Below are 12,790 nucleotides of genomic sequence, written 5' to 3'. Positions count from 1 at the left end.
CGTGTGGGCTTAGAAGTCCGCGCTGCCCGGGGCGCGCGGGTAGGGGATCGCATCGCGGATGTTGGACAGGCCGCAGACGTAGACCACCAGGCGCTCGAAGCCCAGGCCGAAACCGGCGTGCGGTACCGAGCCGTAGCGGCGGAAATCGCGGTACCAGCTGTAATGCTCGCGATCCAGGCCGAACTGCGCCATGCGTGCATCCAGCACATCCAGACGCTCTTCGCGCTGGCTGCCGCCGATGATCTCGCCGATGCCCGGGGCCAGCACGTCCATCGCGGCGACGGTCCTGCCGTCATCGTTCAGGCGCATGTAGAAGGCCTTGATGTGCTCGGGGTAGTTGGTCACCACCACCGGGCGGCCGACGTGTTCCTCGGTCAGCCAGCGCTCGTGCTCGGTCTGCAGGTCCAGGCCCCATTCGACCGGGAAGTCGAACTTCTTGCCGGACTTCTGCAGCAGGGCGACCGCATCGGTGTAGTCGATGCGCTCGAACGGCGCGTTGATGAAGTCTTCCAGCTTGGTGATCGCGTTCTTGTCCACGCGCTCAGCGATGAAGGCCAGGTCGTCGCCGCGCTCGTTGAGCACCGCGCGGAACAGGTACTTCAGGAATTCTTCGGCCAGGCGTGCGTCTTCAGCCAGGTCGGCGAAGGCGATTTCCGGCTCGATCATCCAGAACTCCGCCAGATGGCGAGTGGTGTGGCTGTTCTCGGCGCGGAAGGTCGGGCCGAAGGTGTACACCTTGCTCAGCGCCAGGCAGTAAGCCTCGACGTTCAGCTGGCCGGACACGGTCAGGAAGGTCTCCTTGCCGAAGAAGTCGCGGCTGAAGTCGATCCCGCCCTGGGCATCACGCGGCAGGTTCACCATGTCCAGGGTGGACACGCGGAACATCTGGCCGGCGCCTTCGGCATCGGAGGTGGTGATGATCGGGGTGCTGATCCAGTTGAAGCCGTTCTCGTGGAAGAAGCGGTGCACGGCCTGGGCCAGGCAGTTGCGGATGCGGGTGACCGCGCCGAACAGGTTGGTGCGCGGGCGCAGGTGCGCCACTTCACGCAGGAACTCCGGCGTCATCGGCTTGGGCTGGATCGGATAAGTGAGCGGGTCTTCGACCCAGCCGACCACCTCGACCGCGCTGGCCTGGATCTCAAACGACTGGCCCTTGCCCTGCGACTTCACCAGGGTGCCGGTGGCCACCAGCGAGCAGCCGGTGGTCAGGCGCTTGATTTCGTCGAAGTTGGCCAGCGCGTCGCCGGCCACGACCTGGATCGGGGCGAAGCAGGAGCCGTCGGTCACATTCACGAAAGCCAGATTTGCTGAACCGCGCACCGTGCGCACCCAACCGCGTACCGTGACTTCGCCACCTTCCGGGATCTTCCCGGCAAGCGCATGTTCAACGCTGACCACCGTCATGACTTGAATCCTCTGCTGATCGACTCGATCTCTGAACACGGGAGTTTACCGGTTGCAGCGTTCTGCTTGCGAGGCATTTCTGCGGTCATCGGCTCCCTATAATGTCCCGGTACCTCTGGAGTGATCCACCATGGCTGTCAGCCTGACCCCTATTGCCTTCGAGCGCGTGCAGCGCTTCGTCGCCCAGACCCCCGGCGCGCTGGGCCTGCGTTTTGGCGTGACCAAGACCGGCTGCTCGGGCTGGGGCCACATCACCGACCTGGCCCGCGACGAGCGCGCGGACGACACCGTGTTCGACCAGGACGGGGTGAAGATCTACGTCGACGCCAAGAGCCTGGCCTTGGTGGACGGCACCGTGATCGACTTCGGCAAGCACGGCCTGAGCGAGACCTTCACGTTCAGCAACCCGAATGCCACCGCCGAGTGCGGCTGCGGCGAGAGCTTCACCACCGACGCCGACAAGGCCTGAGCCCCGATTGGGTAGATGCCGACCTTGGTCGGCACGGACGTTGGGGCGCCCCATGCCTTGGTCAGCGGCGGTTGCGCCAGGTATCCCAGGCCAACAACGCGCCGCCTGTCATCAGGCAGGCCGCTGCATAGGCGCTTGGCAGCCCTGTGGCGTCGTGCAGAAGATGCATCAGCAGTGCCGCCACCAAGCTCAGAAAGCCCAAGGCCGTAGCGCCGCTGATCGGGCCGTTGCCCACACGGAACAGGCGGCCATTGTCGCGGTTGATCCAGTGTCGGATTCGTGTGAGGCGGTCCATGGCTGGACGTTAGCGCAGAGGATCCACGGATGGAACGACCGGTTTTTGCTTATTCTCCCAACGCCTACGCGATCTCCTTCGAGGAGGTAGCGGGTGTCTGCGATTGCTGTGGCGAGCCGCGGGCGCTGCGCTACCTGTGCACGTTCTATTGTGCCGGCAATGCGCCGGGCTATCTGTGTCCCTGGTGCATCGCCAACGGCCGGGCGGTTGAACGTTTCCAGGGCGATTTCATCGGCTGGAGCGACATCGAGGGCGTGTCGCCGGACCCGGCCGATCCGCCACCGACCATTCCCCGCGAGCAGTTGCTGGAGATCTGCGAGCGTACCCCGGGTTACTTCTCCTGGCAGCAGCCGGTCTGGCTGACCCACTGCAATACTCCTTGTGCGTTCTTGGGCTATGCCGGCAGCGATGACCTGACGCCGATCCTGGAGGAGGTCCGGCCCGACGTGGCGGCGGTCAACCCGCGTGATGCCGGCTGGGTGCTGCAGCACCTGACACGCGAGGGGCAGATGGTCGGTTGCCTGTTCCAGTGCCTGGAGTGTGGCCAGCACCGGCTTCATGTTGATCTGGCGTAGTTCAGGTTGTTGAATTTCAAGGAAATTGGTTGGATTTCGGGGCGCTGCCTGCGGCCCCACATTGGCCCCTGAAGGTCCGTGCCTTGTTCACGCCCCCCATCTGCGCCATAATGCGCAGCTTCCTGCCTCCCTGGCAGGATCCCTTGCCCCACCGCGGTATCAACGGCGGGGGGCTGTCCGGCCGCAAGGCCACATCCGAAAGGTAGAAAAACATGAGTCGTCATTACGAAATCGTGTTCATGGTCCACCCGGACCAGAGCGAGCAGGTCCCGGCCATGATCGAGCGCTACAAGTCGCTGGTCGAGAACGGCAACGGCACCATCCACCGTCTGGAAGACTGGGGCCGTCGCCAGCTGGCGTACCCGATCCAGAACCTGGTGAAGGCGCACTACGTGCTGCTGAACATCGAAGTCGACCAGGCCGTTCTGACCGAACTGACCGAGAGCTTCCGCTTCAACGACGCCGTGCTGCGCAACCTGGTCATCAAGCGTGACGAGGCTGACACCGAGCAGTCGCTGATCATGAAGAGCAAGGACGAGAAGGGCGACAAGCCCGAGCGTGGTGAGCGTCGTCGTCGTGATGACGAAGAAGGCGAAACCACCCCCGCCGCTGACAACGATGCCGGCGACGACGCCGCTTCGGCCGCCTAAGGAGCACTGACATGTCCAAGTTCTTCCGTCGCCGCAAGTTCTGCAAGTTCACGGCCGAAGGTGTCAAGGAGATCGATTACAAGGATCTCAACACCCTGCGCCAGTACCTGACCGAGAACGGCAAGATCGTGCCGAGCCGCGTCACCGGTACCAAGTCGAAGTACCAGCGTCAGCTGGCGACCGCGGTCAAGCGCGCTCGCTTCCTGGCCCTGATTCCGTACACCGACAACCACGACGTCTGATGCCGGCGGGGCAGCTTCGCGCTGCCCCCGCTGTGCCAGCTATTCGGACAGCCTTTGTTGCGGGGCCCGCGCCTCGCTAACGAATAACTTATCTGGAGCAATACCATGCAGCTGATCCTCCTGCAGAAAGTCACCAACCTCGGCAACCTCGGCGACCTGGTCGACGTGAAGCCGGGCTACGGCCGTAACTTCCTCGTGCCGCAGGGCAAGGCCGTTCCGGCCACCGAGAGCAACAAGGCCGAGTTCGAAGCCAAGCGCGCCGAATACGAAGCCAAGGCCCAGTCCATCCACGCCGACGCTGAAGCCCGCAAGGCCAAGCTGGAAGGCGCGAGCGTGACCGTCGCCGCCAACGCTTCGACCGAAGGCAAGCTGTACGGCTCGGTCGGCGCCCGCGAAATCGCCGATGCCTTCACCGCTGCCGGCCTGCCGCTGAGCAAGAGCGAAGTCATCTTGGGCGAAGGCGCCTTCCGCAACATTGGCGAGTACGAAGTCCTGGTGCACCTGCACGCGGACGTCGAGACCACCGTCAAGGTCGTGGTTGAAGCCGAAAAGGCCTGATCCCACGCCGCAAGGCCTGGTATCACCAGAACGGGCGCCCGCAAGGGTGCCCGTTTTTGTTTTGGGCGAAGGCGACCCGGCCGGGCCGGTGCTTGGCGGGTGACGCATGTGCCGGCGGATTCAGGATGAATCCATGAATATCAACACGTTGCTCTCATTTTCCGGACACGGGTAGGTGTCCCGGGCGGCCTGCGGCGACGCCGGAGAGCAGGAGCGGGCGTGAGCGCGGAGCTTCCTCCCCCGGTCATCCCGCCCGTGGAACATTCGCCCCGCTATACTCATCCCATTGCGTCACCCTTGGCCTTGTTGAATTCTTTTGAAATCAATGGCTTGAGGTGCTGGCTGACCTGACATCCACTATGGTGGCGGCCGTAAGGCCCTTGCCCGGAACCCAATCACGCCATGCGTCTTTCCACGATCAAGCTGTCCGGCTTCAAGTCCTTCGTCGATCCGACCACGCTGCACCTGCCGACCAACATGACCGGCGTGGTGGGCCCCAATGGCTGCGGCAAGTCGAACATCATCGACGCGGTGCGCTGGGTCATGGGCGAAAGTTCGGCCAGCCGCCTGCGTGGTGACTCGCTTACCGACGTGATCTTCTCCGGTTCCAATGCCCGCAAGCCGGTTTCGCAGGCCACCGTCGAGCTGATCTTCGACAACTCGGATCACACGATTTCCGGCGAGTACGCCTCGTTCAACGAGATCTCGGTCAAGCGCACCGTCAGCCGTGACGGCAGCAGCAACTACTACCTCAACGGCACCAAGTGCCGCCGCCGCGACATCACCGACCTGTTCCTCGGTACCGGCCTGGGCCCGCGCAGCTACTCGATCATCGAGCAGGGCATGATCAGCCAGATCATCGAGGCGCGCCCGGAAGACCTGCGCGTGTACCTGGAAGAGGCCGCCGGCATCTCCAAGTACAAGGAGCGCCGCAAGGAAACCGAAACCCGCATCCGCCACACCCGCGAGAACCTGGACCGCCTTGGCGATCTGCGCGAGGAAATCACCAAGCAACTCGAACACCTCAAGCGGCAGGCCAAACAGGCCGAGCAGTACCAGGCGCTGCAGGAAGAGCGCCGGGTCAAGGATGCGGAGTGGAAGGCGTTGGAGTACCGCGGACTGGACGGTCGCCTGTCCAAGCTGCGCGAAGGGTTGTCGCAGGAAGAAACCAAGCTGCAGCAACTGATCGCCGATCAGCGTGACGCCGAGGCGCGGATCGAGACCTCGCGCGTGCGTCGCGAGGAGGCCGCCGATTCGCTCAATGCCGCGCAGGCCGAGGTCTACCAGGTGGGCAGCACGCTGGCCCGTCTCGAACAGCAGATCCAGCACCAGCGCGAACTGTCGCAGCGCCTGCACAAGGCGCGCGATGAAACCCGCCAGGCGCTGGCCGAACTGGGCCAGCACATCAGTGGTGACGAAGCCAAGCTGATGGTGCTGCGCGAGGCAGTTGATGCGGCCACCCCGCAGCTGGAAGAACTGCAGGAAGAGAACGAGATCAAGCAGGAAGGCCTGCGTGAGGCCGAAACGCGGCTGTCCGATTGGCAGCAACGTTGGGAGCAGCACACTTCGCAGAGTTCGGAAGCCTCGCGTGCCGGCGAGGTCGAGCGCACCCGCGTGGACTACCTGGACAAGCAGATCCTTGACGCCGACCGTCGCCGCGAAGCGCTGGCAGCCGAGCGCGCAGGCCTGGACGTGGATGCGTTGGATGAAGTCTTCGAACAACTGCATCTGCAGCACGACACGCAGAAGACCGCGCTGGATGAACTGACCGAACAGGTCGAGGAGCGCAAGCACGGTGTTGCCGCGGTGCAGGAGCAGCAGCGCAGCGGCCAGAACGAACTGGCCGAACTGCGCAAGCAGGTCAATGGTCTGCGCGGTCGCCTGTCCTCGCTGGAAACCCTGCAGCAGGCCGCACTCGGCCAGGAGCAGGGCGCGGCGGTGGCCTGGCTGAAGTCGCGTGGCCTGGATTCGGCCGCGCGCGTGGGCGAGCGTCTGGATGTCGATGCGGGTTGGGAAAACGCGGTGGAAAGCGCCCTCGGCCAATTGATCGAAGGCGTTCTGGTCGATGACCCCGCCAGCCTGGTCGATGCATTGGGCGAGCTGGGCGAAGGCCGCATCGCACTGGTCGCCAATGACGGCGCGGACCTGAAGGTCGCGCCGACGTCGCTGGCTGCGCGCGTGCGTGGCCCGGCACCGATCCGTCGCCTGCTTGCGCGCCTGCACGGCGCGCGCGACCTGGCCGAAGCCAATGCGCTGCAGGCCAACCTGCCTGAGGGCGATTCCATCATCACCCAGGGCGGTGAACGTCTGGGCGAGGGCTGGGTGCGCGTATCGCGCTCCGGCGCCGCCAAGCAGGGTGCGCTGCTGCGCGAACGCGAAATCAATGAACTGCGCGAGCAGATCGAGCAGCTGCAGTCGCGCGAAGCCGAACTGGAAGAACAGCTGGCCGGTTTCCGTGAGCATCTGTTGGCCGCCGAACAGCAGCGCGAGGATGCGCAGCGGGCGCTGTACCTGGCGCACCGCGCGGTATCCGAACTGGCGGGCCAGCTGCAGGGCCAGCAGGGCAAGGTCGAGGCCGCACGCACACGCATCGACCGCATCGAAGGCGAGCTCAGCCAGTTGCTGGAGACCCTGGACATCAATCGCGAGCAGGCGCGTGAAGCGCGTTCGCGGCTGGAGAATGCGGTCAACAGCATGGGCGACCTGGAGTCGAACCGGCAGGGTCTGGAGGGCGAACGCCGTCAGTTGACCGAGGCGCGCGATCTGGCCCGCGACGCCGCCCGTGCGGTACGCGAGCGTTCGCATGCGTTGGCGCTGACCCTGGAATCGCAGCGTGCCCAGGTGGCCTCGTTGAGCCAGGCACTGGAACGCATGAGCACCCAGCGTGGCCAGCTTGATTCGCGCCTGGGCGAACTGCATTCGCAGCTGGACGAAGGCGATACACCGGTCGAGTCGCTGCAGGCAGAGCACCAGAACGCGTTGGAAGAGCGTGTGCGTGCCGATCGCGTGCTGACCGAGGCGCGCACGCTGCTGGATGGCATCGACGCCGAGCTGCGCAATTACGAGCAGACCCGCCACCAGCGCGACGAGCAGGCGTTGTCCCAGCGCGAGCGTATTTCGCAGCGCAAGCTGGACCAGCAGGCATTGGTGCTCAGTGCCGAAACCCTGCAGGGCGCAGTGGAGAAGGCCGGTTTCGTGCTGCAGGATGTGATCAACACGCTGCCCGAAGAGGCGCGCCTGGGCGACTGGGAACAAGCCGTGCACCAGATCGATGGCCGCATGCGCCGGCTGGAGCCGGTCAACCTCGCCGCGATCCACGAATATGGCGAAGCATCGCAGCGCTCGGAATATCTGGATGCCCAGCACATGGATCTGACCACGGCGCTGGAGACCCTGGAAGATGCGATCCGCAAGATCGACCGCGAGACCCGCGGCCGTTTCAAGGACACCTTCGATCGGGTCAACGCCGGTGTGCAGGCGCTGTATCCGCGCCTGTTCGGTGGTGGCCACGCCTACCTGGAACTGACCGGTGAAGACCTTCTCGACACCGGTGTGACCATCATGGCGCGCCCCCCGGGCAAGCGGGTGTCGAGCATCTCGCTGCTGTCCGGTGGCGAAAAGGCGATGACCGCCGTGGCGCTGGTGTTTGCGATCTTCCAGCTCAACCCGGCGCCGTTCTGCCTGCTGGACGAGGTGGACGCGCCGCTGGATGAAGCCAACGTCGGCCGCCTGGCCAATATGGTCAAGGAAATGAGCGAGAAGGTGCAGTTCCTGTTCGTCAGCCACAACAAGGCCACGATGGAAGCGGCGCACCAGTTGTCGGGCGTGACGATGCGCGAACCGGGCGTCAGCCGCCTGGTCAGCGTGGACCTGGAAGAAGCCGCGCGATTGGCGGGCGCGGCCTGACGTGCCATCCTAGTTACCTGAATGAACTAGCCGGAGAACCTAACGAATGTCCGACACGGCACTGTTGCGCATCGGCATCCTGGCCGCCGGCCTGCTGTTGGTCGCTGCGATCTTCCTGTTTGGCCGTCCCAAGAAGAAGCCCCAGGGCCGTCGTCTGGACAGCGCCGAGCCGGCAAGCGGCGAGCGCCGCGAGCCGGTGCTGGGCGAGGATGGCGTGCCTGTGGCCGATGCCCGCGTCGAGCCTGGCATGGGCGATGCGGTCGAGCAGGCCGAACTGGGACTGCCCGACGTCGATGGCGCGGCCAGCGACCTGGGCAAGCGCGCGACCCAGGATTTCGACAAGATCGTTTCGCTGTTCGTGGCCGCCCGCGCCGGCGAACAGTTGCGTGGCGAAGACATCGTCGTGGCAGCGGAGAAGACCGGCCTGGTATTTGGCCATATGAATGTCTTCCACCGACTGGTCGAGGGTCATCCCGAGCGCGGCCCGATCTTCTCGATGGCCAGCATCATGAAGCCGGGCAGCTTCGACATGGGCAACATCCGCGCCATGGAAACCCCGGCCATCGCCTTCTTCCTGACCCTGCCGGCGCCGCTGACCGCGCTGGATGCCTGGGAGAAGATGCTGCCGACCGTGCAGCGCATGGCCGAGCTGCTGGATGGTGTAGTACTGGATGACGGCCGCAACGCGCTCGGTCGCCAGCGCATCGCCCATATCCGTGATGAGCTGCGCGCCTATGACCGCCAGCACCAGGCCCCGCCGCTGACAAAGACCCCGCGCTGGTAAGCGCAGCAGGTCCTGGCGTGCCGACCAACGGTCGGCACCCACCAGACCAGTAGATCCACGCCATGCGTGGATGGGGTCTACGCCGGCAGGCCCGCCACCTTCGCGAACGCGCTGCGGAAGCGCGCCATCTCTTCCTCGGTGCCCACGGTCACGCGCACGCGCTGGGGCCAGATCGGCCAGCTGCGGCCGATCACCACGCCGTTGTCCGCCATGGCCTTGGCGAAGGCAGCGCCGTCACGCTGCACATCCACCACGAAGCAGTTCGCTTCCGTCGGCAGGCAGTCGAAGCCACGCTTGCCCAGCCAGGCGATGGTGCTCTGCCGGGCCTTGGCATTCTGCAGGCGTCGCTGCGGGATCAGTTGCGGGTCACGCAGGCTGGCCAGTGCCGCTGCAAGTGCGGGCACGGGCAGCGGGTTCTCGCCCAGGCTGGCCAGCTCGCGCAGGCGCTCGGGATGTGCCGCCGCCACGCCAAGGCGCAGGCCGGCCATGCCGTACAGCTTGGAGAACGTGCGTAGCACGATCAGGTCATCGCGCCGGGCCACCTGTGCAATCAGGCTGGGCTGTTCGCTGTACTGCAGATAGGCCTCGTCCAGCAGCACGAGGGTACCGGCGGGCTTGTTGGCCAGCAGCCAGGCCAGTTCGTCGGCGGGACTGATCGAGCCGGTGGGATTGTTGGGATTGCACACGTACAGCAGGCCGGTTGGTCGCGCGCGCGCGGCTGCAACCATCGCGCGCAGGTCGTGCGCACCATCGTTGCGCAGTGGCACCTTCTGCACCTGGGCGCCGCGCGCGGCTGCCATCTCGCCCAGCGTCTCGAAGGTCGGGTCGGCCACCACCAGGCCCGCCTGTGGGCCGGTCCACAGCGTCGCCGCACGGTTCAGCGGTTCGCTGGAGCCCGGATACAGGCGCACGTGGTCGGCGGGAATTCCGGCCAGGGCGACGAAGGCATCGCGCACCTCACCGGCCAAGGCGAAGCGGTAACGCCCGCAGCTGGCGATGCTGTCGCGCGCCGCCTGCTGGGCGGCGGGCGAGGGGCCATACGGGCATTCGTTGAAGTTCAGCTGCACCGCGCCGACATCGGCGTTTGGCGCGGCCACAGTCGCTGGCTGTGCCTGGGCCGACCGGGGCAGGCCGCTGCTGGCGAGCGCGAGGCCGGCGCCGGCCAGTTGCAGGAAGTGGCGACGGGAGGCGGGCAGGGTCACAGGGGCGGTTCCGGAAGGGCGACCGACGCACGCTAGCGCTGGCAGCGAGTGCCGGCAAGCGGTTGCGTGGAGCCGATGCCACGCTTGACTGCTGTTCGCCGCCCGCTGAGCCTGGCTCGACGCTACAGACAGGGCCTGACGCGCAGGCGCGGTAGAATTCCCGGCCATCCCAGAACCCGCGGATTCCGATGAGCCCCAGCCCCGCCGAACGTGCCGAAGACCTGCGCCGGCAGATCGCCCAGGCCAATCGTGCCTATCACGAGCTGGATGCGCCGGAGATCCCCGACGTCGACTACGACCGTCTGGTGCGTGAGCTGGAGGCGCTGGAGCGCGAGCATCCCGATCTTGCCCGTGCCGACAGCCCGACCCAGCAGGTGGGCGCCCGCCCGTCGGGACGCTTCGCCGAAGTCACCCATGCGGTGCCGATGCTGTCGCTGTCCAATGCCTTCAGCGATGATGAAGTAGCTGACTTCGTACGCCGCATCGATGAGCGTCTGCGCCGCGGCACCCTGCGTTTTTCCGCCGAGCCGAAGATGGATGGCCTGGCGATCAGCCTGCGTTACGAGGACGGCCATTTCGTGCTGGGCGCCACCCGTGGCGATGGCAGCACCGGCGAGGACGTGACTGCCAATCTGCGCGAGATCGGCGACATCCCCAAGCGTCTGAAAGGCAAGGACTGGCCGGATGTGCTGGAAGTGCGCGGTGAGGTCTACATGGCCCGCGCCGACTTCGAGGCCTACAACGAGCGCGCGCGCCTGCACGGTGGCAAGGTGCTGGCCAATCCGCGCAATGCCGCCGCCGGTTCGCTGCGGCAGCTCGACCCGAAGATCAGCGCGCAGCGCAGGCTCAGCTTCTTCACTTACGGCACCGGTGACGTGCAGGGCGGTGAGCTGCCCGATACGCATTCGGGCACGCTGGCACAGCTGCGCGAATGGGGCTTCCCGGTCAGCGACCTGTGCAAGGTGGTGGAGGGCAGCGACGGCCTGCTGGCCTATTACCGGGACATCGGCGAGCGTCGCGACAGCCTGGCATTCGATATCGATGGTGTGGTCTACAAGCTCGATGATCGCGCCGGTCAGCAGACCATGGGTTTCGTTTCGCGCGCACCACGCTGGGCCATCGCGCACAAGTTCCCGGCGCAGGAACAGAGCACCACGCTGGAAGCCATCGAAATCCAGATCGGCCGCACCGGTGCTGCCACACCGGTGGCGCGTCTGGCGCCGGTAGCGGTGGCAGGGGTGATCGTCTCCAACGCCACCCTGCACAACGCTGACCAGATCGCGCGGCTGGACGTGCGCGTGGGTGACAGCGTGATCGTGCGCCGTGCCGGCGATGTGATCCCGGAAGTGGTCAGCGTCATCCTCGACCGACGCCCTGCGGGCACCACGCCTTGGCAGATGCCGACCAGCTGCCCGGTGTGCGGCTCGGAGATCGTGCGCGAGGAGGGGGCCGCCGCGTGGCGCTGCTCGGGCGAGCTGTCCTGCCCGGCGCAGCGCAAGGAAGCCATCGCCCACTTCGCCTCGCGACGGGCGATGGATATCGACGGCCTTGGCGACAAGTACATCGAAACCCTGGTGGACGCCGGCATCGTCAAGAGCGTGGCCGATCTGTACCGCCTCACCCGTGACCAGCTGCTGCACCTGAAGCTGGTGCTGGATGCTGAAGACCCTTCGGCACTCGCAGCCAGCCTGAAACTGCACCTGCCGGCCGAAGGCAGCGGCGCGGTGCTCAACGCCGTGTTGAAGCTGGATGGCAACGATGCCGGGTGGCGCGCGCAGGCATTGGCGCAGCCGGCCGCCTTCGAATGGAATACGAAGAAGATCGCCACCAAGTGGGCGGACAACCTGATTGCTGCGATCGACGCCAGCCGTGATGCGACGCTGGAGCGACTGCTGTTCGCGCTGGGCATCGAGCACGTTGGCGAGAGCACCGCCAAGGCACTGGCACAGTGGTTTGGCGATCTGGCGTTGATCCGCCGTCTGCCGTGGCCGCTGTTCAAGCGCGTGCCGGATATCGGTGGCGAGGTGGCGCGCTCGCTGGGCCACTTCTTCGAACAGGAAGGCAACCAGCAGGCCATCGATGCGCTGCTGCAGGTGGGGCAGGTACGCATCAGCGACGTGCACCCGCCGAGCGCAAAGCTGCGCGAAGGTCTTGACCTGGCCCAACTGCTGGTTGAAGCGGAGATTCCCGGCATCACCCGCCTGCGTGCCGAGAAGCTGGTCGCCGCACTGCCCAGCGCACAATCGGTGCTGGACGCCGAGCACGGCCAGTTCGTCAACGCCGGCCTGCCCGATGACACCGCGCGCGGCGTCGCCGACTGGCTGGACAGCGAGGGCCATGGCGCGATGCTGCTGGCGGCCGAAGTGGAGATGAAACACATCCTGGCCAATGCACCGGCCCTGGCCGAAGTGGTGGCCGGCCCGCTGGACGGGCAGACGGTCGTGCTCACCGGCACGCTGGCCCAGCTCAATCGCGATACCGCCAAAGAGCGCCTGGAGGCGCTGGGCGCCAAGGTGTCCGGCAGCGTGTCGAAGAAGACCAGTTTCGTGGTGGCCGGCACCGAGGCCGGTTCCAAGCTGGACAAGGCGCAAGCGCTGGGCGTTCCGGTGTGGGATGAAGAGCGCCTGCTGGCCTACCTCGCCGAACACGAATGATGAACCGGCCGGGTGTGCAGGCGCCCGGCACGCAACCGCAGAGGAACACTG

Annotated in this window: 11 protein-coding genes; 8 read left to right on the top strand and 3 right to left on the bottom strand. The window is 65.9% G+C overall.

Features of this window, described 5'->3' with window-relative positions; all coding sequences use genetic code 11:
• Positions 1-9 precede the first annotated feature (9 nt).
• Positions 10-1,404 (bottom strand): asparagine--tRNA ligase, encoded by a 1,395-nt coding sequence (gene asnS / locus H3005_RS07490; RefSeq protein WP_099820767.1) that lies wholly within the window; start codon positions 1,402-1,404, stop codon positions 10-12.
• Positions 1,405-1,534: 130 nt separating this feature from the next.
• On the opposite strand from asnS, the gene H3005_RS07485 reads away from it, so the two are divergent.
• Positions 1,535-1,873 carry an iron-sulfur cluster assembly accessory protein gene (locus H3005_RS07485; protein ID WP_033831500.1) on the top strand — a complete coding sequence of 113 codons (339 nt, stop codon included), beginning with the start codon at positions 1,535-1,537 and terminating at the stop codon, positions 1,871-1,873.
• Between the two features lie 61 nt (positions 1,874-1,934).
• Here H3005_RS07485 and H3005_RS07480 read toward each other — a convergent pair whose 3' ends face one another.
• The gene (locus H3005_RS07480; protein ID WP_100552949.1) at positions 1,935-2,168 is read right to left on the bottom strand and encodes a hypothetical protein; all 234 of its coding nucleotides are present in this window, start codon (positions 2,166-2,168) and stop codon (positions 1,935-1,937) included.
• A gap of 29 nt (positions 2,169-2,197) precedes the next feature.
• Here H3005_RS07480 and H3005_RS07475 point away from each other — a divergent pair, with 29 nt between their 5' ends.
• The 6 genes from H3005_RS07475 (at position 2,198) to zipA (ending at position 8,883) form a co-directional block, all read left to right on the top strand.
• Positions 2,198-2,743: a CbrC family protein gene (locus H3005_RS07475; protein ID WP_191077847.1), complete on the top strand. Its 546-nt coding sequence runs from the start codon at positions 2,198-2,200 to the stop codon at positions 2,741-2,743.
• A gap of 212 nt (positions 2,744-2,955) precedes the next feature.
• Entirely contained in the window at positions 2,956-3,393 is a 438-nt protein-coding gene (gene rpsF / locus H3005_RS07470; protein WP_025876882.1) for a 30S ribosomal protein S6, read from the top strand.
• 11 nt (positions 3,394-3,404) lie between these two features.
• Positions 3,405-3,635, top strand: a complete 231-nt coding sequence (rpsR, locus tag H3005_RS07465; RefSeq protein WP_002804494.1) for a 30S ribosomal protein S18 — start codon at positions 3,405-3,407, stop codon at positions 3,633-3,635.
• 105 nt (positions 3,636-3,740) lie between these two features.
• Positions 3,741-4,193, top strand: coding sequence for a 50S ribosomal protein L9 (gene rplI, locus H3005_RS07460; protein ID WP_099820764.1), 453 nt, complete (start codon positions 3,741-3,743; stop codon positions 4,191-4,193).
• Between the two features lie 402 nt (positions 4,194-4,595).
• Positions 4,596-8,099, top strand: coding sequence for a chromosome segregation protein SMC (gene smc / locus H3005_RS07455; protein WP_100552947.1), 3,504 nt, complete (start codon positions 4,596-4,598; stop codon positions 8,097-8,099).
• A 46-nt stretch (positions 8,100-8,145) separates the two neighbouring features.
• Positions 8,146-8,883: a cell division protein ZipA gene (gene zipA / locus H3005_RS07450; protein WP_100552946.1), complete on the top strand. Its 738-nt coding sequence runs from the start codon at positions 8,146-8,148 to the stop codon at positions 8,881-8,883.
• A gap of 77 nt (positions 8,884-8,960) precedes the next feature.
• Here the strand turns inward: zipA and H3005_RS07445 are convergent, their stop codons facing one another.
• The gene (locus H3005_RS07445) at positions 8,961-10,085 is read right to left on the bottom strand and encodes a pyridoxal phosphate-dependent aminotransferase (protein WP_100552945.1); all 1,125 of its coding nucleotides are present in this window, start codon (positions 10,083-10,085) and stop codon (positions 8,961-8,963) included.
• A 182-nt stretch (positions 10,086-10,267) separates the two neighbouring features.
• Here H3005_RS07445 and ligA point away from each other — a divergent pair, with 182 nt between their 5' ends.
• Positions 10,268-12,739, top strand: a complete 2,472-nt coding sequence (ligA, locus tag H3005_RS07440) for an NAD-dependent DNA ligase LigA (RefSeq protein WP_191077887.1) — start codon at positions 10,268-10,270, stop codon at positions 12,737-12,739.
• Positions 12,740-12,790: the final 51 nt, after the last annotated feature.

Source organism: Stenotrophomonas sp. Br8 (assembly GCF_014763005.1).
In the GTDB taxonomy this organism is placed as follows: domain Bacteria; phylum Pseudomonadota; class Gammaproteobacteria; order Xanthomonadales; family Xanthomonadaceae; genus Stenotrophomonas; species Stenotrophomonas lactitubi.
The sequence above is the reverse complement of the archived record's forward strand: the minus strand, read 5'-3'. Positions and strand labels throughout refer to the sequence as shown.

Excerpts from the sequence above, each read along its gene's own strand:
- H3005_RS07485 (WP_033831500.1), top strand. The coding sequence starts at position 1,535 with ATGGCTGTCAGCCTGACCCCTATTGCCTTCGAGCGCGTGCAGCGCTTC.
- H3005_RS07475 (WP_191077847.1), top strand. The coding sequence starts at position 2,198 with ATGGAACGACCGGTTTTTGCTTATTCTCCCAACGCCTACGCGATCTCC.
- rpsR (WP_002804494.1), top strand. The coding sequence starts at position 3,405 with ATGTCCAAGTTCTTCCGTCGCCGCAAGTTCTGCAAGTTCACGGCCGAA.
- asnS (WP_099820767.1), bottom strand. The coding sequence starts at position 1,404 with ATGACGGTGGTCAGCGTTGAACATGCGCTTGCCGGGAAGATCCCGGAA.
- rplI (WP_099820764.1), top strand. The coding sequence starts at position 3,741 with ATGCAGCTGATCCTCCTGCAGAAAGTCACCAACCTCGGCAACCTCGGC.
- rpsF (WP_025876882.1), top strand. The coding sequence starts at position 2,956 with ATGAGTCGTCATTACGAAATCGTGTTCATGGTCCACCCGGACCAGAGC.
- smc (WP_100552947.1), top strand. The coding sequence starts at position 4,596 with ATGCGTCTTTCCACGATCAAGCTGTCCGGCTTCAAGTCCTTCGTCGAT.
- zipA (WP_100552946.1), top strand. The coding sequence starts at position 8,146 with ATGTCCGACACGGCACTGTTGCGCATCGGCATCCTGGCCGCCGGCCTG.
- H3005_RS07480 (WP_100552949.1), bottom strand. The coding sequence starts at position 2,168 with ATGGACCGCCTCACACGAATCCGACACTGGATCAACCGCGACAATGGC.